General features: G+C 58.0%; 17 protein-coding genes and 6 pseudogenes. 16 read left to right on the top strand and 7 right to left on the bottom strand.

What is annotated here, in order from left to right; genetic code table 11:
* Positions 1-286: 286 nt before the first annotated feature.
* The 4 genes and pseudogenes from trhP to GKE73_RS16830 all read right to left on the bottom strand — a co-directional run bounded on the left by trhP (position 287) and on the right by GKE73_RS16830 (position 3,316).
* Positions 287-1,631, bottom strand: a pseudogene (gene trhP, locus GKE73_RS16845) (prephenate-dependent tRNA uridine(34) hydroxylase TrhP).
* A 20-nt stretch (positions 1,632-1,651) separates the two neighbouring features.
* Positions 1,652-2,071, bottom strand: coding sequence for a hypothetical protein (locus tag GKE73_RS16840; protein WP_230370857.1), 420 nt, complete (start codon positions 2,069-2,071; stop codon positions 1,652-1,654).
* A gap of 175 nt (positions 2,072-2,246) precedes the next feature.
* Positions 2,247-2,462, bottom strand: a complete 216-nt coding sequence (locus tag GKE73_RS16835) for a hypothetical protein (protein ID WP_230370856.1) — start codon at positions 2,460-2,462, stop codon at positions 2,247-2,249.
* 14 nt (positions 2,463-2,476) lie between these two features.
* Positions 2,477-3,316 carry a ferritin-like domain-containing protein gene (locus GKE73_RS16830; RefSeq protein WP_230370855.1) on the bottom strand — a complete coding sequence of 280 codons (840 nt, stop codon included), beginning with the start codon at positions 3,314-3,316 and terminating at the stop codon, positions 2,477-2,479.
* A gap of 117 nt (positions 3,317-3,433) precedes the next feature.
* Here GKE73_RS16830 and fliW point away from each other — a divergent pair, with 117 nt between their 5' ends.
* Both fliW and GKE73_RS16820 read left to right on the top strand, forming a co-directional pair.
* On the top strand, positions 3,434-3,874 hold the full coding sequence (gene fliW / locus GKE73_RS16825) for a flagellar assembly protein FliW (protein WP_230370854.1): 441 nt from the start codon (positions 3,434-3,436) through the stop codon (positions 3,872-3,874).
* Between the two features lie 20 nt (positions 3,875-3,894).
* Complete coding sequence (locus GKE73_RS16820; RefSeq protein WP_230370853.1) at positions 3,895-4,479, top strand: DNA-3-methyladenine glycosylase I; 585 nt, start codon at positions 3,895-3,897, stop codon at positions 4,477-4,479.
* A gap of 58 nt (positions 4,480-4,537) precedes the next feature.
* On the opposite strand, the pseudogene clpB reads toward GKE73_RS16820, so the two are convergent.
* Both clpB and GKE73_RS16810 read right to left on the bottom strand, forming a co-directional pair.
* A pseudogene (gene clpB, locus GKE73_RS16815) lies at positions 4,538-7,115 on the bottom strand (ATP-dependent chaperone ClpB).
* A 358-nt stretch (positions 7,116-7,473) separates the two neighbouring features.
* Complete coding sequence (locus GKE73_RS16810) at positions 7,474-7,656, bottom strand: hypothetical protein (RefSeq protein WP_230370852.1); 183 nt, start codon at positions 7,654-7,656, stop codon at positions 7,474-7,476.
* On the opposite strand from GKE73_RS16810, the pseudogene mnmC1 reads away from it, so the two are divergent.
* Positions 7,622-8,911, top strand: a pseudogene (mnmC1, locus tag GKE73_RS16805) (FAD-dependent 5-carboxymethylaminomethyl-2-thiouridine(34) oxidoreductase MnmC1); the annotation flags it as partial. The gene GKE73_RS16810 and the pseudogene mnmC1 overlap by 35 nt on opposite strands.
* Positions 8,912-8,979: 68 nt before the next feature.
* Entirely contained in the window at positions 8,980-9,372 is a 393-nt protein-coding gene (locus tag GKE73_RS24060) for an FAD-dependent oxidoreductase (RefSeq protein ID WP_312854497.1), read from the top strand.
* Between the two features lie 399 nt (positions 9,373-9,771).
* On the opposite strand, the gene GKE73_RS16800 is transcribed toward GKE73_RS24060, so the two are convergent.
* Positions 9,772-10,548: a sulfite exporter TauE/SafE family protein gene (locus tag GKE73_RS16800; RefSeq protein ID WP_230370851.1), complete on the bottom strand. Its 777-nt coding sequence runs from the start codon at positions 10,546-10,548 to the stop codon at positions 9,772-9,774.
* A 264-nt stretch (positions 10,549-10,812) separates the two neighbouring features.
* Between GKE73_RS16800 and GKE73_RS16795 the strand changes: the two genes are divergently transcribed.
* From GKE73_RS16795 to GKE73_RS16755, 12 genes and pseudogenes are all read left to right on the top strand, one after another.
* On the top strand, positions 10,813-11,007 hold the full coding sequence (locus GKE73_RS16795; protein ID WP_230370850.1) for a hypothetical protein: 195 nt from the start codon (positions 10,813-10,815) through the stop codon (positions 11,005-11,007).
* Between the two features lie 404 nt (positions 11,008-11,411).
* A complete protein-coding gene (locus tag GKE73_RS16790) occupies positions 11,412-11,813 on the top strand; it encodes a hypothetical protein (RefSeq protein WP_230370849.1) in 402 nt (133 codons plus the stop codon).
* A 208-nt stretch (positions 11,814-12,021) separates the two neighbouring features.
* Positions 12,022-12,822 carry an EAL domain-containing protein gene (locus GKE73_RS16785; RefSeq protein WP_230370848.1) on the top strand — a complete coding sequence of 267 codons (801 nt, stop codon included), beginning with the start codon at positions 12,022-12,024 and terminating at the stop codon, positions 12,820-12,822.
* 371 nt (positions 12,823-13,193) lie between these two features.
* Positions 13,194-14,614 (top strand): annotated as a pseudogene (locus GKE73_RS16780) (circularly permuted type 2 ATP-grasp protein).
* Between the two features lie 71 nt (positions 14,615-14,685).
* Positions 14,686-15,663, top strand: a complete 978-nt coding sequence (locus GKE73_RS16775) for an alpha-E domain-containing protein (RefSeq protein WP_230370846.1) — start codon at positions 14,686-14,688, stop codon at positions 15,661-15,663.
* A 240-nt stretch (positions 15,664-15,903) separates the two neighbouring features.
* Positions 15,904-17,331: pseudogene (locus GKE73_RS24055) on the top strand (circularly permuted type 2 ATP-grasp protein); the annotation flags it as partial.
* Positions 17,332-17,370: 39 nt separating this feature from the next.
* The gene (locus GKE73_RS24050) at positions 17,371-17,709 is read left to right on the top strand and encodes an alpha-E domain-containing protein (RefSeq protein WP_312854585.1); all 339 of its coding nucleotides are present in this window, start codon (positions 17,371-17,373) and stop codon (positions 17,707-17,709) included.
* Entirely contained in the window at positions 17,706-18,488 is a 783-nt protein-coding gene (locus GKE73_RS24045; protein WP_280954993.1) for an alpha-E domain-containing protein, read from the top strand. Before GKE73_RS24050 ends, GKE73_RS24045 begins: the two co-directional genes overlap by 4 nt.
* Positions 18,485-18,631, top strand: a pseudogene (locus GKE73_RS26110) (transglutaminase N-terminal domain-containing protein); the annotation flags it as partial. The gene GKE73_RS24045 and the pseudogene GKE73_RS26110, both read left to right, overlap by 4 nt.
* Positions 18,632-18,689: 58 nt before the next feature.
* Positions 18,690-19,436 carry a transglutaminase-like domain-containing protein gene (locus GKE73_RS16765; RefSeq protein WP_230370845.1) on the top strand — a complete coding sequence of 249 codons (747 nt, stop codon included), beginning with the start codon at positions 18,690-18,692 and terminating at the stop codon, positions 19,434-19,436.
* The gene (locus GKE73_RS16760; RefSeq protein WP_230370844.1) at positions 19,433-20,056 is read left to right on the top strand and encodes a YecA/YgfB family protein; all 624 of its coding nucleotides are present in this window, start codon (positions 19,433-19,435) and stop codon (positions 20,054-20,056) included. Before GKE73_RS16765 ends, GKE73_RS16760 begins: the two co-directional genes overlap by 4 nt.
* Before the next feature lie 213 nt (positions 20,057-20,269).
* Positions 20,270-20,743, top strand: a complete 474-nt coding sequence (locus GKE73_RS16755; protein WP_230370843.1) for an NUDIX domain-containing protein — start codon at positions 20,270-20,272, stop codon at positions 20,741-20,743.
* Positions 20,744-21,011: the final 268 nt, after the last annotated feature.

Here is a 21,011-nt window from a genome sequence, read left to right as displayed (position 1 = left end):
GGGAAAGAAAACTCATATATTCCAAAGGCTTGGCCGCACTGATCATGCGCAGCAGTAGGCTATCCATACATCAAATATGATCAAACAAAGCTGGAGGCCACGGGCAATGGACGCCGCCGTCCAGAGGGGTTCTCGCCAACATATCTCAGGAAAAAAAGCGTAGGCCGCTTACAACAGCTACCAACACAACCTAACAAGGTAACGGACAAAACAATAAAAATGGGCGAACACATGGTGTCCGCCCATTTTCATGCGCCAAGCCGGTTACGGCTTGCACTAGATTTGATCACAAGAGGCGTGCAATCAGTGCCTTTTCCAATCCTTGCATGCCCGGAATCTTCACTTTTACGCCGCTCCCGGGCGCCACTTCCGCTGGCTCGCCGTTACGCGTCATGACGTTGAGGGTAATGACACGATTGCCGCTCGGGTGGATGATTTCCAGCTGATCGCCCAGTGCGAAGCGGTTTTTCACATCGATCAGCGCCCAGCCGTCGGCATCCACCTCCAGCACGTCGCCCACGTACTGGCTCTGTTTTGCCTTGGAATGGCCGGTGAGGTAATTCTGGTAATCCTGCGTCTGATGGCGCTCCAGAAAGCCCGGCGTGTAGCCACGATTGGCCAGACCATCCAGTTCGGCCAACAGTGACAAGTCAAACGGCCGTCCGGCCACTGCATCGTCAACCGCCTTGCGATACACCTGAGCGGTACGCGCCACGTAATACAGACTTTTGGTACGACCTTCGATTTTCAGCGAGTCCACACCAATTTTCACCAGCTTTTCCACCTGCTCCACAGCACGCAGGTCCTTGGAGTTCATGATGTAGGTGCCGTGCTCGTCTTCCATGATCGGCATCAGTTCACCCGGACGGCTGCCCTCTTCGATCAGGTAAGTCTTGTCGGCCAGCGGGTGGCGTTCGGCACCGCCGCAGGACGCAAAGCTCTGGTTGGCTTCTTCCAGCGCCTTGTTGAAATCAAACTTGATGGTCTGCACATCACCGGCATCGTCAGCCTGGGTGTCATGCACCTTGTAGTCCCAGCGACAGGCGTTGGTGCAGGTCCCCTGATTCGGGTCGCGGTGATTGAAATAACCGGACAGCAGGCAACGGCCGGAGTAGGCAATGCACAGCGCTCCGTGCACGAACACTTCCAGCTCGATATCCGGACACTGCTGACGAATATCCTCGATTTCGTCCAGGGCTCAGTTCGCGCGACAGGATGATGCGCGACACGCCCATCTTCTGCCAGAACTTGACGCCCATGTAGTTGACGGTATTGGCCTGTACCGACAGGTGGATCGGCACTTCCGGCCATTTTTCCCGCACCATCATGATCAAGCCGGGGTCGGCCATGATCAGCGCATCGGGCTTCATGGCAATGACCGGTTCCATGTCGGCCATGTAGGTCTTGACCTTGCTGTTATGCGGCAGCAGGTTGCTGGCAACAAAAAACAGTTTGCCGCGCGCATGGGCTTCGTCGATGCCGACTTGCAGTTCTTCCAGTTTGAAGTCGTTATTGCGGGCCCGCAGGCTGTAGCGCGGCTGGTAAGCGTAGACCGCATCGGCGCCAAAATCATAGGCCGCGCGCATTTTGTCCAACGTGCCCGCAGGCAACAGTAGTTCCGGTGATTTCATGTTGATGGCTATCGTGTGTTTCAGTGCAAAAGACAGGCCGTGGGCAGCGGTTTTTTGTCCGGGGCCACAAACGCCTTGCGCGCCGCCTCCTCGTCCAGCCTGTCGGCAGAATAATGTTCCAGCACCACCGCCCGCGCATCTTCGATCACGTCGGTGCAATTCTGGCAAAAGGCGTCCCAGTCTTCGGTCAGTTCGGGGCACGCATCCAGTAGGCTATAGAGGATCGCCAGCAAGGCCATGGTCAACGAGTGGTGGTACTTCCGGATAGACCCTTGGGCCATTACGTAACGTGAGAACGCCCGCGAGCACCGCACGGCCGCCTCGCCCGCCGGATACAGACGGCGATAAGCCCGGGCGGCGTACAGATGTGCCTGATGGTTAAAATCGGCAACCGGCAAGGTGTGGGTTTCCAGCTGGCGCAGGAATGCCTGGTAATCCATCACGGGGCGTCTCCGAAAGATAAAAATGAAAAGGCCCCACGCCTTGGCGGAGCCTTGTTTTCCCACGTTGTTTTTGGTTGTGCGGCGCGATTATGCGCGGCAAGCTGGCCCGTCGTCAAGCCTGACGCCACGGCAAACCAAAACATTAACCCTATGTTTTAAATACCCTTTTCCATCATGGTTTTCGGGCTAGCGCCAACACGCCGGTGATTTGCCCCACCAGTGCCAACAGCCACAAAACTCCACAGATCAGGCCACGCAGCATGCTCACCGCGCCATCGCCGCTGTTCAACAACGCCGCGGCGATGACAAACACCAGCGTAGACAACACCACCAGCCACCCCGCCAACAGGCGCTGTCGCTGCAATCGCAGGAAAAATGTCGCAAACATCATGTGCTCCCCATTCATTCGGCCAACCTGTCACCACGCTCAGTGCGGCGCTGATAGCGCCAGCTCCAGCATTTCCAGCTCCTTCGGCGAAAACCCGGCCTGCTGACGCGCCAGCAGATTATACGGCCCGCGATACTGCTCCAGCCCATAGTCGGCCAGCAACTGGCGAAACGTTGCCAAGGGCTCCGGCCACGTTGTTGACATAGCCAGGCAAACCAGTAATTGCCGACCTTGACGTGGCCGATCTCCTCGCGCAATACCACATCCAGAATCGCCACCGAAGCATGGTCTCCCATACTCTGCAAACGCCGCTGGATTCCCGGCGTGGCATCCAGCCCACGTGCCTCCAGCACCCGCGGCACCAGTGCCATGCGCACCAGCGGATCGTGATCGGTTTTGTAAGTCATCGACCATAACCCATCGTGGGCGGGGAAATCACCATAGGCATAACCGATTTCGGCCAACCTTTGCTGCAACAGCGCAAAGTGGCCAGCTTCTTCCGCCGCAATGCGCAGCCAGTCACCAATAAAGGCATCCGGCATGTCGCGAAAGCGCCACGCCGCATCCAGCGCCAGATTGATGGCATTGAATTCGATATGCGCAATGGCGTGAATCAGCGCGGCATGGCCTTCTGTGGTGGCCAACGAACGCTTGGGCACTTGTGAGGGCGACACCAACGGCGGGCGCAACGGCCGCCCCGCCTCAGGCAAACGATACAGCGGCGCCGCGTTGTCACGCCGCAAGCGTTGCGCCTGCCAATCGGCCTCCAGCGCGACCGTCAGCGACAGTTTTCGGCCAACCTCTGCGCACGTCAGCGCCGTTTCGATACGGGGATAAAGGTCAACACATTCCATAATTTGCCGATTTTAGCGGCAAGCCAGCCCCTCTGCATCTCGCCTTGCACACGACAGATCGTTCTTGCCCCGTGTTTCATGCATAATGCTTGGTACGATCAACCAGGGAGACACATCATGCGGTTCGACTCCAGTCTGTTGGGCAATGTGGATATCGACGAATCCACCATCATCACGTTCCCGCAAGGCATTCCGGCCTTGGAAAACTGCACCCGCTTCAAGTTGTTTCATAATGAGAGCCAGACCGAACCAGATCTGTACTGGTTGCAGTCCCCGGATGACGCCGATGTCACCTTCAGCCTGACCAACCCGTTGAAACTGGGCGTGCGTTACGAAATCGATCTGAACGATGACGAAACCGCATTGCTGGAGCTGCAAACGCCGGAACCAGCCGTGATCCTGGTCATGCTGTACAAAGAACCGTCAGAAGATGGTCAGGTACTGCTCGGCTCGTTGCGCGCCAATATCCGCAACCCGCTGGTGATCAACACGGTAACGCGTAAGGGCCTGCAGAAAACCGGTCTGAACTGCGACATCCTGCTGCATAACCAGAACTAGTTTTTGGCCATCAATACCGCATGACGCTGCCTCTGCCACGCTGCCCATGGTGCGGCTCCGATGCTCTCTATACGGCCTATCACGATCAGGAATGGGGCGTTGCCGAGCATGACGACCAGAAACTGTTCGAGATGCTGCTACTGGAAAGCGCTCAAGCCGGTCTGGCCTGGATTACCGTGCTACGCAAGCGCGAGGGCTATCGGGCAGCGTTTTGCGGTTTTGACCCGGCCGCTGTCGCGGCCATGACGGACGAGGATGTCGAGCGGCTGATGCACAACCCCGCCATCATTCGTAACCGTCTGAAATTGAAAAGTGCCATCCGCAATGCTCGCGTCTTTGTGCAATTGCAGCGCGAGCATGGCAGTTTTGCCAACTGGCTCTGGCAGCAGGTGGGAACACACCCCATCATCAACCGCCCCACCAGCATGGCAGACATTCCGGCACGCAGCGACCTGTCGGATCGACTCAGCAAAGCGCTGCAGCAGGCCGGGATGAATTTTGTCGGCAGCACCATCATCTATGCCTACCTGCAAGCCGTTGGGGTGGTAAATGATCACTTGTTAAGCTGCCATCGTCATCCCGACTTCACCCCGCCAACGGCATGATCTACCGTATGGGTACAAAAAAGTACCAATAGGCTTTTTTTCCATGCGGCAGCGCTTCTTACCCGAACACCAGCTGACTGTCTTTGGCATCGACCACAATGGTGGACTGCGGCGGATACTTGAAGCCAGAATCGCCTTGGCCAACGGGTTTTCCAGCTCGGTCTGGATCGCCCGCTTGAGCGGACGTGCGCCATAAACCGGATCGAAGCCAGCCTCGGACAACAACCCCAGCGCATCGTCGGTAACCTGCAAATCCAGCTCCAGCTTGGCCAAACGTTGCTCCAACCCTTTGAGCTGAATGCGTGCAATCGACTTGATGTTTTTCTCATCCAGCCCGTGGAACACCACCACCTCATCGATACGGTTGATGAACTCCGGACGGAAATGCGTTTTCACCTCAGCCATTACTGCCAGCTTGATCACCTGATAATCATCGGTCGCCATGGCCTGAATCTGCTGGCTACCCATGTTGGAGGTCATCACGATCACGGTGTTCTTGAAATCGACAGTGCGCCCCTGCCCATCGGTGAGTCGGCCATCATCCAAGACCTGTAGCAGGATGTTAAACACATCCGGATGAGCCTTTTCCACTTCGTCCAGCAGAATCACGCTATACGGTTTGCGGCGCACCTGCTCGGTCAGATAACCGCCCTCTTCGTAACCAACATAGCCCGGAGGCGCCCCGATCAGGCGAGCCACCGAATGCTTCTCCATGTATTCCGACATGTCGATACGGATCAGATGCTCTTCACTGTCGAACAGGAAATTTGCCAGCGTCTTGCACAACTCGGTCTTGCCGACGCCGGTTGGCCCCAGAAACAGGAAGGAACCATACGGCTTGTTCGGATCAGCCAGGCCAGAGCGGCTACGCCGGATGGCATCGGCCACGGCGCGCACCGCCTCGTCCTGCCCCACCACGCGTTCATGCAGCACGTTTTCCATGCGCAACAATTTTTCGCGCTCGCCTTCCAGCATTTTCGACACCGGAATCCCGGTAGCCCGGCTCACCACTTCGGCAATTTCCTCGGCGCCCACCTGTGTGCGCAGCAACCGCTTCGGTTTGCTGCTTTCAGTGCCAGACGCTTCAGCCTCTTTCAGCCGTGCCTCCAGTTGCGGCAGCTTGCCATACTGCAGTTCGGCCAACTTCTGCCAATCGCCCTTGCGCTTAAGATCGTCCATTTCCACTTTCAGCCGGTCGATCTCTTCCTTGATGCTCTGGCTACCCTGCACGGAGGCCTTTTCTGCCGTCCAGATTTCGTCCAGATCGGCATATTCGCGTTGCAGCTTCGCCATTTCCTCTTCGATCAGTTGCAAGCGTTTTTTCGATGCCTCGTCAGTTTCCTTCCTCACCGCTTCGCGTTCGATCTTGAGCTGAATCAGACGGCGATCCAGCCGGTCCATTTCTTCCGGCTTGGAATCCAGCTCCATCTTGATGCGGCTGGCGGCCTCGTCAATCAGGTCAATGGCCTTGTCCGGCAGAAAACGGTCGGTAATATAGCGATGCGACAACTCCGCGGCGGCGACGATAGCCGGGTCGGTAATGTCCACGCCATGATGGATTTCGTATTTTTCCTGCAAGCCGCGCAGGATGGCGATGGTGTCTTCCACCGACGGCTCATCCACCAGCACCTTCTGGAAACGCCGCTCCAGCGCCGCATCCTTCTCAATGTACTTGCGATACTCGTCCAACGTGGTCGCGCCAATGCAGTGCAGTTCACCGCGCGCCAGCGCTGGTTTGAGCATATTGTAGGCATCCATCGCCCCGTCAGCCTTACCCGCCCCCACCAGCGTATGAATTTCGTCGATGAAAATCAGCGTCTGACCATCATCCTTGGACAGATCATTGAGCACCGCTTTCAGCCGTTCCTCAAACTCACCACGGAACTTGGCACCGGCAATGAGAGCCGCCAAATCCAGCACCAGCAGGCGTTTGTTTTTGAGAGAATCCGGCACTTCACCGTTGACAATCCGCTGTGCCAGACCTTCGACAATAGCGGTTTTGCCCACACCCGGTTCACCGATCAGCACCGGGTTATTCTTGGTGCGGCGCAGCAGTACCTGAATGGCACGACGGATTTCGTCGTCACGGCCAATCACCGGGTCGAGCTTGCCGTCACGTGCCCGTTCGGTCAGGTCGAGCGTGTACTTTTTCAACGCCTCGCGCTGATTTTCGGCATCCTGACTGCCCACATTCTGGCCGCCACGCACCGCCTCGATCGCGGCTTCGATCGCCTTGGCCGAACCGCCATGTTCTTTCAACAACCGGCCGGTTTCGCCCTTGTCTTCGGCCAACGCGGCAAGGAACAATTCGCTGGCAATGAATTCGTCGCCGCGCTTCATGGCTGCCTTGTCGGTCAGGTTGAGCAAATTCCCCAAATCGCGCGAGACATTAACCTCGCCGCCCGTGCCCTGTACGCGCGGCAGGCGTTGAATGGCCGCATTCAGCGCCGTTTTCAGCCCCGGCACATTAACGCCTAAGCACGAGCCAGCAAACTCCCCACGCCCCCTTCGCTGTCATCCAGCATGGCCAGCAGCAGGTGGGACGGTTCGATATAGGCATTGTCATGGGCCAGCGCCGGGCTCTGGGCATCGCCCAGTGCCTGTTGAAACTTGGTCGTCAGCTTTTCAAATCGCATGAGACAGACTCCTTGTTAATCCTGTTAACTCGAATCTTGGGAAAGTTTTGGCGCTTTTCAAGGGCTGCGACCTAAGGATTTGTCATGGGTCAAGCAGGCCATTCATCACACCGGCACAACCGTAAAAATCCGATCAGAAAAAAACCGCGCGCGCGGCCGCTATCGCTTGATCAGCATGAAGAATCCTGTCGATTTTTTACCGATAGCGCGCCTATGGCATGAATGGTTTGCGGTAGAATAATCCCCCGTTTCCACGCCGTACGGCCTTCTGACTGCTCGCATGAATCCATTTGCACAACTCGATTGGCAAGATGGCCAACCCGTTTCCACGACGTTTGGCGATGTGTATTTTTCCAAGTCATCCGGACTCGAGGAAACGCGCCACGTCTTCCTGCGCCACAATCAGTTGGCCGAACGCTGGGCCGCTCTGCCAGCAGAAGGACAGTTCACCATCGGCGAAACCGGCTTTGGTACCGGCCTGAATTTTCTGGCCGCGTGGCAATGTTTTGTCGAACACGCTCCAGCCACGGCCCGCCTGCATTTTGTTTCCACAGAAAAATACCCGCTGGCTCCCGCCGATTTGCGCCGGGGCACTGGCCTTGTGGCCGGAACTGGCTCCCCATGCCAGCGAACTGCTAAGTCAGTATGGCACGCTCACACCGGGCTGGCACCGGCTGATTCTGCAACAAGGACGCGTCACGCTGACCCTGATTGTGGGCGATGTGCTGGAGACTTTGCCGCAGCTGGATGCCAGCGTGGACGCGTGGTTTCTGGACGGATTTGCCCCCTCGAAGAACCCGGAGATGTGGCAACCGCAGTTATTTGCGCAATTGGCGCGGCTGTCCGCCCCAGAGGCCACCTTCGCCACCTTTACCAGCGCCGGCGTGGTGCGCCGGGGGTTGGCCGCTGCCGGTTTTGCCGTGCACAAAGTGGCCGGATATGGCGCCAAGCGCGAGATGAGCTGCGGTAAGCTGGTTTCCGCGCCGCCCGGCAGCTGGCAGGCGCCATGGTTTGCACGCCCGGCCCAACGCCCGGCCGAGCGTAGTGCGATTTTGGTGGGTGGCGGGATTGCCGGTGCCGCCACGGCTCACAGTCTGGCCAAGCGCGGCTGGCAAGTCACGCTGCTGGAGCGGCTACCGGCCCTTGCCAGCGCCGCGTCCGGCAATCCACAAGGCGTGCTCTATGCCAAGCTGTCCGCGCATTTCACCCCGCTGACCCAACTGGTACTTTCCGGCTACGCTTATACCCTGCGCACGCTGCATAACCAGCTACCGCAAGGTGAAGCAACCTGGCAGCAATGTGGCGTATTGCAACTGGCGCATTCGGCTGCCGAAGCCAAAAAACAGCAGGAACTGGCCACCTGCGGTTTACCGGCCGACTTATTGCAAGCACTCGATGCTGACGCCGCCAGCCTGCAAGCAGGCATTGAACTTCCCTGTGGCGGGCTGTTCTTCCCACAGGGCGGCTGGCTCAATCCACCAGCATTGATCCGGCAACTGACTGATCACCCCAATATTCAGATACGTACCAGCCACAATGTGGTGGAGCTGGACTGGGACCCGATTACCCGTAACTGGACGGCGTACGATAGCCAGCAACCGTTGGCCATTGGCGCAATCGTGGTGATGGCTGGCGGAGCAGAAACCACAGCCTTTGATAGCACCAGCCATCTGCCGATCAAGCGCATCCGCGGCCAAGTCACCGTCACCGCGGCGACACCGGCAAGTAAGCATTTACAAACCGTGCTGTGTGGCGAAGGCTATATCTCGCAAACCCGTTTTAACCAGCACTGCACGGGCGCCACGTTTAAATTCAATACCGATGATCTGACTGTCGAACCGGCCGAGCACCGGAAAACCCGGATATGCTGGCCCAGATGGCCCCCAAGCTGTGGCAAGCGCTGGGCACCCCGTCACTGTCCGGTCTTTCCGGTCGAGCCGCCTTCCGCAGCACCAGTCCGGACTACCTGCCGATCATCGGGCCGGTGGTGCGACAACAGGACTTCATCGACAGCTACCTGCCCCTCTCCAAAGACGCGACGCTCAAACTCGACACCGCCGCGCCCCGGGTCGAAGGTTTGTATGTGAATACGGCCCACGGCTCGCGCGGCATGATTACCGCACCACTGTCGGGTGAAATTCTGGCCGCCTATCTGGATAACGAACCGGCCCCGCTGCCTGTCAGCCTGATGCAAGCCATCCACCCGAACCGTTTCACCCTGCGCGACCTGATTCGCCAGAAACTGCCGGGCGTCTAGCCGTCACGCTTTTTCGGCCAACCTTGTAGCACAAATGGCTGTCAGCCGGGCTTGAGCGCTGACCGTCACAGAACGTCACACAAACGCCCAACAAACAGGCTGTTGACCAAGGCTCGCCGCAGGCACACTGAAAGCTAGCTTGCTGACGCCAGTCCCGGCGCCCGTGAGCCGGCAAGGATGGATCAACGCACCCCGCTGGCCGGGCTGTCACGATCCTCCTTACCTCCTGAGCGAAGGTGCAATCTTGGGCCCCGAAAGGGGCCGTCTTTTTGCCTGCCGTAACCTGCCCCATGCATCTCCTCCCGCACAAACAAAAAGACACGCCGTGTTGCCTATCCTGTCACTAGAGGACAAACAACCCGGCGTGCCAATAATCTCTTAATTTGTACGGCAGTCTGTTCAGTACACCAATTTCGAGCCGATCACCATCAGCATCACAGCCAGCGCTACACGCAACCAGCTATCAGTCAGTTGCCGAGTCAGCTTGCTGCCCATCCAGATCCCCGGCAACGACCCCATCAGCAAATTGGCCACCAGCAAATAATGGATATTCCCCATGCTGGCGTGCCCCAAGTAAGCCACCAGCGTTAGCGGAATCGCATGGGCGATTTCCGTACCCACCAGACGCGCCGTCGGCAACTTGGGGTATAGCAAAAACAGCGCCAGCGTGCCCAATGCCCCGGCACCAATCGAACTCAATGTAACCAGCACCCCCAGCCCCAACCCGATCAGCACAGTCGGCACAACCTTGGGAACGACCGGGTCATCGGACTGGGCAATGTTGTCCCGATGCAACCAGCGCATGAGGTAAGGCTTGAGCAAAATGGCCACGGCGGTCAGCAGCAATGCCACACCCAACACCAGTTTAAAAACCGAGTCCAAGACATGCGAAGACAAATGCAAAGCCGACAGAGCCCACAGCGTCACCAACGCCGCAGGCACACTACCCGCCGCCATCCAGCCGGTAATGGCCCAGTCCACATGGTTTTGCTTGTTGTGAACCGTTACACCGCCTGCCTTGGTAATCGCGGCATACAGCAAATCCGTTCCGACAGCAGTGGAAGGGGAAATACCAAACCACAGCAGGATAGGAGTCATCAATGAGCCGCCACCAACTCCGGTCAAACCAACGATGAACCCCACCAGCAGGCCAGCTGCCGCGTATCCCAACTCCATAGTGTCCCCTATTTGCCTTGCATGATCGGAACACATCCTACCCCAGCAATATATAACCAATTAGACTGTTTTATTCATACAATATTCTATAAAAATCTATTTAGACTAACTGTGCAAATATGCCAAACCGGTGATCAATTTATCCACTAATTTCTAAATTTCCCCGAGCGACGTCTTTACAAATGTTTGAAACACAGTCAAGTTTCAATAGTCGGTACAAATCCGATTGCACGGTGTCAGATCACGTGAGAAAGAGGTGCCGGGATGAGTTTCCGTATTCCTCTGAGTGTTCGCAGAAAGCAGGCCCGCGATCAGCACGAAAGTTTTCTGTACGCGGTAGCCAAACCCCAGCTAAGCAACGCCGAACGTTGCTTAAGCAACAACGCGTGCGCCAACGCGCTCACGACCGGGATGATGCACGCTTCCTCGGCCGAGCGTTGCGCTGACGACCTGCCCTGACCCAACATCAGCCCTGACGGGATACCAAGGCAAGCAGCCCAGCCGGTGTCAGCGCGCGAAAGCGGCAGCCCGCCCGTCTCTGACTCGCCCGGCGACACTGACATATCTGTCCCAGCTTCGGGCCAACAGCCGGATAGTGGAGCAGACAACGCATCAGCCCCGTCATCCGGCTGCTCAGGTCACGCATACCCAATGACTTCTTCCCCCATCGCGCCACATGCCAAACCATGGAAATCACCAAATAAATCGTGCAAATTCATAAAAATGTAACAGAATGATGACTATAGCCTGTGGCATCCTAGCCGCCACAAGATCAAGACAATCGGGTAAAAAACACGCGCCCGAAAATTGGCTGAGATAATCGCCACTGACCTATTCAGAAACACAGGAAGGAAGCCTCTCCTATGAATGCCGCCAAGAAAATCCGCCGTTTTATTGAAGAAGGCAAAGATCCGGATCAGCTCAAGGTACTGAAAGAGCTTGCCGCTGCGCTGGAGATGGGGCGCTCATTCGACTTGAGCGCACTCTATGAAATTGATATGCGTTATTTCGACGTCGCCATTGAGTTACTGCGTGACTGGCGCTTCGATCACCACATTGCGGCCCGCAGCAAACTACTGGAACACCTGCTGACCGAAATCGCACCAGAACAACAGGCTCCGGTCACCGCAGAAGACGTCGTCAACGCGACCGCAACCGCTGCCGAACAAGACGCGATTCAAACCGAAGACGCGCCAACAGTCAAAGCCAAACCAGCCAGAAAACCCAAGGCAACCGCCAAAGCCAAACCGGCTGAAGACGCTTGACAAGCATTATTGATCCATAAAAAAAGCCGCTCTCTGCGGCTTTTTTTATCGGCGAGCGAAACAACGGGCTAAACGGCCGTCCAAACAACGACAGGCCGCATCAGTAGATACCAGACCTTCAATACATCGCTGTCGTTAAAAGCAGGAGTTTCCCGCCACCATTCCGTATACTAGGCAACGGATCACGCCACCCCAGTGAGAGTATGCGATGCAGCCTATCCAACCACCTCAAGATATCGCCCCCACCATCAACCGTCGCGCCTGCGACGCCTGCCGCAATGGTCAGGGACTCGATTTCAGTTTCAGCTATGCCTACCAGCCAATTGTCGATATAGAGACCCGGCAGGTTTTTGCGCATGAGGCACTGATACGTGGTCCGAACGGGGAAAGTGCATCCAGCGTACTGGCTCGCGTCAACGATGAAAATCGCTACCGTTTTGACCAGTCCTGTCGGGTTCGTGCCATAGAAACAGCGGCCAAACTGGACATGCAGACCAAGCTATCGATCAACTTCATGCCCAACGCCATCTATCGTCCGGAACTGTGCATCCGTACCACACTGCAAGCGGCACACGATCATGATTTTCCGGTCGAACGCATTATTTTCGAAACGGTGGAAGGTGAGCGAATCAACGATGGCAAATGGTTGGCCGAAGTCCTGCGCGAGTATCAGCGCATTGGCTTTCTAACCGCCATCGACGATTTCGGCGCGGGTTTTGCCGGACTGAACTTACTGGCGGATTTTCAACCAGACATCGTCAAGCTGGATATGGATCTGATCCGCCAGATTGATCAAAGACCCGCCCGGCAAAGCATTGTCCGCGGAGTCGCACGCATCTGTGAAGAATTAAACATTGACGTCATTGCTGAAGGCGTCGAAACAAACGATGAATTCCTGTGCCTGCAGCAAATGGGGATACGACTGATTCAAGGTTATTTGTTTAGTAAGCCACTGTTTGAGGCATGTATTCCTCCCAACGAGCTGATCTGGCCCGAGCAAATACGCTGACCCCCTCTAATGCATTCAGGATGCCGGGCACCGCAAGCAAGCCTGCTTTATCCGATGCGAGCATTTCAGAATTTGTGTGTAATCGGTTATTCGACAGGAACCGATATACCCAATCATGGAGGAGTGAGGTGAAGAACGAGGACCGCGTCGCACCATACTCGCCCACATTCGGCATGCACGCCCAAGCGCGGCGCAACCGCGCCCAATAAGCGAACGGCATAGCCTCACACGCCCGCCGTCCTGCACCACAACGGCCCGGGCAATGCTTTGGCGCGTGGCTTTTGCCCCGTTTATTAGCCATCAAAGACGAAAAAAGCTGGTTCGTATCTTGCTAACTCTGGGAATACCCAATTTGAGCAAGGAGCCGAGCCATGCCTGTTTTGTTTGATGAGATGTTTTCGGCCAACCGAGACATCCGGCCCCACTACCAGACCTTTTACAACTGGCTGCAACAACAGCCGGACAATTTCCTCGTAAGCAAGCGCAAGGAGGCGGATGTCATCTTCCGTCGCGTGGGCATTACCTTTGCGGTTTATGGCGATGACGCGGGGACGGAACGGCTGATTCCGTTTGACCAGATTCCGCGCATCATTCCGGCGCATGAGTGGAAAACCCTGCAAGCCGGGCTGAAACAGAGGGTACGGGCGCTCAACTTGTTCATTCGTGACGTGTATCACGATCAGGAAATCGTCAAGGCTGGGATTGTGCCGCCGGAGTACATCCACAATAACAGCCAATATCGGCCGGAAATGCAGGGGCTGGACGTGCCGAACGACGTCTACGCTCATATTGCCGGTATTGACGTGGTGCGGGCGGGTAACGCCGATGGCAGTGGCGAGTATTACGTGCTGGAAGACAACCTGCGCGTGCCCTCTGGCGTGAGCTACATGCTGGAAAACCGCAAGATGATGATGCGCCTGTTTCCGGAGCTGTTTGTCAGCAATCGCATCGCTCCGATTGCGCATTACCCTGATCTGCTGCTGGATTCGCTACGCGCCGTGGCACCGCAAGGGGTGGATGAGCCAACGGTGGTGGTGCTGACGCCCGGCGTTTACAACTCGGCCTACTTTGAACACGCCTTCCTCGCCCAGCAGATGGGCGTAGAGCTGGTGGAAGGTCAGGATCTGTTTGTCGACGATCACACGGTATACATGCAGACCACGCAGGGGCCACAACGTGTGGACGTGATTTACCGGCGGCTGGATGACGATTTCCTCGACCCGCTGGCGTTCCGCCCCGATTCGGCGCTGGGGGTACCCGGGCTGATGTCGGCCTACCGCGAAGGACGGGTGACGCTGGCCAATGCCATCGGCACCGGCGTAGCGGACGACAAGGCGATCTATACCTTTGTCCCGGACATGATCCAGTTTTATCTGGGCGAAAAACCCATTCTCAACAACGTGCCCACCGGCAATGCCGCAAGTAAGCCGATCTGGCTTATGTATTGGCGCATCTGCCGGAATTGGTGGTCAAGGAAGTTCACGGCGCCGAACGGCTACGGCATGCTGGTAGGACCGGCCTCCACTCACGCGGAAATCGAACGTTTCCGCCAGTTGCTGCAACAAAATCCCGGCGATTACATTGCCCAGCCAACGCTGGCGCTATCGGCCTGCCCGACGTTTGTGGAAGCATTGCGCCGCGCCATATCGACCTGCGGCCATTTGTGTTGTCTGGCAAAAACGTATCGGTGGTACCGGGCGGGCTCACCCGGGTAGCACTGAAAGAAGGTTCGCTGGTGGTCAATTCGTCGCAAGGCGGCGGCACCAAGGACACCTGGGTACTGGAATGTTAAGGCGACATCCATCGTCGCACGGTTGCACACCACACAAGACTTGAAACCCATGCACAAAGGGGTAAGACATCATGTTGAGTAGTACCGCTGATCACCTGTACTGGATGGCCCGCTACGTCGAGCGCGCCGAGAATACCGCCCGCATGCTGGACACCAATCTGCAAACCTCGCTCATGTCGCCGCTGGGTTCGCAGCCGGACGAAATGTGGAGCGCCATGCTCAACCTGTCGGAACTGAAAGAGCTGTTCCACGCCAAGCATGAGCAGGTCAGCTCACGCAATGTGCTGGATTTCATGATGTGCGACACCAGCAATCTGTCCAGCATTTACTGCTGTCTGCGCGCGGCGCGGGAAAATGCCCGCGCGGTACGCGGGGCGCTGACCACCGAGTTGTGGGAAACCTATAACTACACCTGGCTGGAGCTGAATGCGCTGCTGGACGACGGCCTGCATGAAAAGGCACCGGGCGAATTCTTTGAATGGGTCAAGTTCCGCTCGCACCTGTCGCGCGGCGTACTGATTGGCACCATGCTCAACGATGAAGCCTTCCGCTTTGCCCGTCTCGGCACCTTTCTGGAGCGCGCCGACAACACTGCGCGCATTCTGGACATGAACTACAGCCTGCCCTCGCAAGGTTATACGTTGGCCGAAACCGATAGCGAGCTGCAAGACAGCCTGCCGCGTGACTTCTATCACTGGGCCTCGCTACTGCGCTCGGTCTCGGCATTTGAAAACTACCGCAAGGTCTACCGCCATGGAATTACCCCGGAACGGGTGGCCGAGCTGCTGATCCTGTGTGGCGACATGCCGCGCTCGCTACGCGCCTGCATGGCCGAGGTAGAATCCAACCTCAACCATGTGGCCAATGGCCGGTCGCGCGAGACGCAGCGCCGTGCCGGAAAATTGCATGCCGAACTGCGCTTTGGCCGGTTGGACAACATCCTGCAAACCGGGCTGCACAGTTTTCTGACCGATTTTCTGGAACGCATCAACGACTTGGGATCGCGCATTCATTACGAATTCCTGACCGGCCAGCATGCCACGCACTAAGGCCGCATCCGCAACCGGGCGCGGTTGTTGTTTTCTGGAGCACGCCGATGTCGACGCATGTTGCGCTCAATCATGGCACGCACTACCGCGATGCCCATCCGGCAGCGTCGTGCCCGCTGAGCTCAGGCTGGAATTCCCGTTTCCGCTCGATCTGCGGCGTGACAACCGTTAGACTGTCGCCCCTGCCCGCTCGCCTGCTGGCGTCGGGCAGGTTATTGATTCACAGCTGTAGCCCTGACCATGCCCGATACCCGCCCCGTTTCACCGCCACCCGACACGCTGCAACACCAGTTGTCAGCGGCCGCTTCGCACCTGCCAGACGGGCACTATGGAGAATGGAGCGATGGTCAGCGGCTACGCGCTCACTGGCACCAGTTTGCCGCGCTGGAGGGTGATGCCAGCCCAGCCGACATGGCACGCAAGGCGGCCGATGCCGCGTGTCAGATTCGCGACAATGGCATCAGCTACAATATTTATGCCGAGCAGAATGGCAGCACACGGCCGTGGTCGCTGGACAGCCTGCCCTTCATCCTGCCACCGGCCGAATGGCGGCAGATCGAACAAGGCGTGGCACAACGCGCGCAGCTGCTCAACAGCATCCTGGCCGATGCCTATGGGCCGCGCCAGTTGCTGCAACAAGGCTTGCTGCCGGGGGCGCTGGTGTTGGGCCACCCCGGTTTTCTGCGCCAGTTAGACGGCTATACGCCACCGGGCGGCATTTATCTGCACATTGCAGCCTTTGACCTCGCCCGCACGCCCGACGGCCAATGGCGCGTGATCTCACAGCGCACGCAAGCGCCTTCGGGCCTTGGCTATCTGCTGGAAAACCGGTTGATCGTCTCGCGGCTGTTTCCGCAAGCCTTCCGACACATGCCAGTGCAGCATCTGGCTTCCAGCTACCGCCAGTTGCTCAATACCATTCATCGACTCAGCCCGTTTGGCCGTCGTGGTGATGGCACGCCGCGCGTGGTACTGCTCACTCCGGGGCCACATAACGAAACTTATTTTGAACACACCTATCTGGCGCGTTACACCGGGATTCCGCTGGTCAACGGCAATGATCTGACGGTACGCGGCAACGAAGTGTTTCTGAAAACCCTGCGCGGACTGGAGCCGGTACAAGCTATTCTGCGCTAAGCTATGGATGATGATTTTTGCGACCCGCTGGAACTGCGTCCGGACTCCACGCTGGGGGTGCCCGGGCTGTTGCAGGCCGTACGCGCCGGGAAAGTACTGATGGCCAATGCGCTGGGCTCAAGTTTTCTCGAATCGCCCGGCCTGCACGCCTTCTTGCCTGCCATCTGCCAGCATCTCACCGGCCAACCGCTGCAACTGGCGTCGTTACCATCGTGGTGGTGTGGCGAACCGGCGGCCCGGGACGAAGCGGTACAACACTTGCGCCGCCGCGTGATCAAGCCGACCTACCCATCCCTGTCCGGTTATCCACATTTTGAGCCGGTGTTGTGCCCGCAACTGAGCCATGCAGAGCTGGACGACTGGCGCCAGCAGTTACAAGGCCGCGCCGAAGCTTACACCCTGCAAGAAAACCTGCCGCTGTCCCAAGCGCCGATTTGGCACACCGGCCATGTCGAACCACGCGCCATGATGTTGCGCGTGTTTGCCATCGCCAACGGACAGGGGCAATGGAACGTGCTGCCCGGTGGGCTGACGCGTATCGCCGCCCGCCCGCATGAGCAAATCGTTTCGATGCAGCGAGGCGGCAGCAGCCTGGATACCCGGATACTGACCGATGGTGATATCGACACGTTTTCCATGTTGCCAAGGCGCCTGCACCCGGCGGAACTGGGCGGCAAGCGTCGGCTGATTACCAGCCATGCGGCGGAAAACCTGTTCTGGATGGGACGCTACGCCGAACGGGCAGAAAACCAGCTGCGCCTGAGCCAGTTGGTCCTGAAATGGCTGGAAGTCAACGATGGCAACAAAGATCCGGCCTTTATCCGCCTGCTCGTCCAGCTATGCCAGCAACAAAACCTGCTGCCGGAAACTGACGATGCCGCCGCACCCAGCTGGAGGGCGGTAAGTTGACCCGCGCCATCCTGCAGGGCGTAAGCGGGTGCGCTGGCAGTAACGGCGGGCTGGCTCATCATCTGGCCGCACTGGCACAGGCTGCCACGCCTATCCGCGACCGGTTATCGCTAAGCCATTCCCAACTGATCCAGTCGGCCAGCCAACGCTTTACTCCGGCGATTCGGCAACGGGTCCAGCAGGGGCAATACCGGATTGGCGAGGCAAGGCGCGAACTTGCCCAGCTTGCCGTGGAACTGACTGCCATTCGCGGCGAACAGGCGGATCACATGACGCGCGACGATGGCTGGCAGTTGCTGTCACTGGGACGCCAGCTGGAACGGCTGCATACGCTGGCCAGCACGCTCGGACTGTTTTTTGCTGAAACAGGCGATCTCACCGCGGCAGCCTTCGACCTGTTGCTGGCGTTTTTTGACAGCACGCTCACGTATCGCAGCTACTATCAAAGACGACAGGACGTGCTGGCGCTGCTCGACCTGCTAGTCTGCGACCGGGCCAATCCACGCTCGTTAACCAGTGTTCTGCAACGGCTGCAACAAGCCTTGCAAGCCCTGCCCGGCCCGCACCCGGCGGTACAACCGCCCCCTAAGCCGAGTTGCCCGAACTGGAAATCATGTGCCAACGCGACGACAACGGTCAGCGACCAGCATTGCTACAGCTCACCACCGCGCTGGAAACGGCCACGTTACAGTTATCGGATGAAATCGGCCTGCGCTACTTCAACCCCACTCAGGATTACACCCAGCCGTTGTCGTCCCCGGTTACAAGGCAAACGATGAGCCACGCGGATAGCACCCTTCTGCACCTGTGCCACACCACGCGCTATCGCTACGCCAGCCGGGTGGACTTTGCCCACCATGTGCTGCATCTGCAACCGCGCAACATGCCAGGCCAAAAGGTGCAGCGCTTTACCCTGACCATTGATCCGGGAAGCCAACTGCCGCGCGTCATTCGACTACTTTGGCAACCGGCAACACCACATGAGTTTGCAGGGGCCACATCAGGCGCTGCAAGTGATCTCGCACAGCATCGTCGAGCTCACCCCGCGTTTTGCCCAACTGGACGAAGACAGCAGCCCGGCATGGGAAAGCGTGCGCGATGGCCTGCTTTACCACGCTGGCGCGGCCTATCCGGCCCACGGGGAATTCAGCCTGCCATCGCATTTTGTCCCGACGCATGACGAGTTTCGCCGTTATGCCTTGCAAGCCTTTACGCCGCAGCGACCATTGCTTGGCGGCGCCATCCGGCTGATGGCGCAGATGTATCAGGATTTTTGCTATGCCACCGCCAGTACCGACATCAATACCCCGGCACTGGAAGCGTTCCGGGCCCGGCGCGGGGTGTGCCGGGATTTTGCCCACATCATGCTGGCCTGCTTGCGCTCCATCGGTCTGGCCGCCCGCTACGTCAGCGGTTATTTGCTGACCGAACCGCCGCCCGGCCAACCACGGTTACTGGGTGCGGATGCCTCACATGCACGGGTGTCGGTATACTGTCCGCATCACGGCTGGGTTGAGTTCGACCCAACCAACAATCTCATTCCGGACAGCAAGCATGTGGTGATTGGTTATGGCCGTGATTATGCCGATGTTCCCCCGTTGCGCGGGGTGATACACGGCGGCGGCGCACATACGCTGGAAGTGGAAGTCAGCGTTGTTCCCGCCCATGACAGCCTGGCGCAACACCTTGCCGCCCACCACGCCATCATCACAGGTAACCTTGCATGAACGACGCCGACTACCAACGTCTCTCCGCCACCCTGACCCGTTTCCAGCCGCTGCACAGCATGAATCTGGAACAGCTCGACGGTTTCTTCGCCGCCTTGCTGTGCGGACCGGAACCGATCAAGCCCAGCGAATGCCTGCCTATGATTCTGGGCGATGCCTTTGATGACGAAACGGCGTTTACCTCGCCCAAGGCACTGGAGCAGTTTGTCCGCCTGCTGATGGGGCATTGGCTGGATATCGCCCACACCCTGCAAGACGGCGAGCCGTTCCATCCATGGCTGGAAGAGGACGAGCACGGCGAAGTACGCGGTAACGACTGGGCACAGGGCTTTAGCGAAGGCATGCAATTGCTGCACGACGACTGGGCCTTGCTGTTTGACGACGCCGAGCATGCGCCGCTGCTGGAGCCGATTCTGGCTCTGGCCTTCGAGCAGCATCCCGACCCGGACATGCGCCCTTACGTCGAACACATCAGCGCCGAGCAACGCGCCGCATGGTTGGCCGAACTCTCCGATTCGGTCAGCGGGATTCATGCGTTTTTCACGGCCATTCGCCAGGCGCTGGAAGCGGAAGAAGCCGAACTGGATGCCGATATCGAGCATCAAAAACCCAAAGCCTGAGCCATATTCGCCGCTGTAAATTCCAACACTCGGCCGACCATTTTACGTTAAAATAAACAGTTTATTGATTCCCGCCGGATGGCGTCGGCCTTGCACTCAACGCCATCCGCTTCCGCCTGTCAGCAGCGTGGAACTGGCGACCTGCGCTCTTAAAACGCGCACACCTGTTGGGCCGCACGGCATGCGGCCCATTTATATTGCACCCTTGATTCGATGAGAAATTTGGACGACAAGAAACCCGAGCAGCGACTGCCAGCCGACCTGACCCGACGGGCCACCGCCATTATTGAAATGCCCAACGGCGTATTGGTGACGGCCCCGCGCGGCGGGCGTTACAACCTGCCGGGCGGCAAGGCCAACCGCGGCGAGTTACGTTCACAGGCCCTGATCCGCGAAATCCGTGAGCAAACCGGTCTGCGCATCAACTCCATGCTCTACCTGTTTGACCACATCACGCCGTTCAATGCCCACAAAGTCTATCTGTGCATCGCACAGGGCCAACCGCGTCCGCAAGGCGAAATGGAGCGCATGGCACTGATCACCTCACCAGATAGCGAACTGGAACTGTTCGTTGAAAGCCGCGCCATTTTGCGCCGCTATGCCCGCCTGCGCGGCGAAGAAAGCGCCAAAGGTCAAGCACTGCGCGCCATCCTGAAACTGGCACGCTACATCGCCAAAGTCGACTGAGCTGCCACGTTCGGCCAACCTATTGCCCTCCAGAAATTAGTTGTCGTCTGTGAATCGGACCGCTCAAGACGATAACCTTTTAATGTCAGCTTTGCTGCAGGTGGCTGCAGGTGGCTGCCCGTGATATCGATGTTATCGACAGGCAGCTCTGGCCGACAATTTGCCACTGCCACATCTTGCTTCTCCTCTCGGTACACCTTTGAGTGCATGCCCCCCTCCGTACAAACACTTACCCCCGCCACGCTGCCTTGCCCCAGCCATGTCGTCA

The organism is Paludibacterium denitrificans (genome assembly GCF_009707705.1).
In the GTDB taxonomy this organism is placed as follows: Bacteria; Pseudomonadota; Gammaproteobacteria; order Burkholderiales; family Chromobacteriaceae; genus Paludibacterium_A; species Paludibacterium_A denitrificans.
Note: the sequence above shows the minus strand (reverse complement) of the source record. Positions and strands in the feature narration are given on the sequence as shown.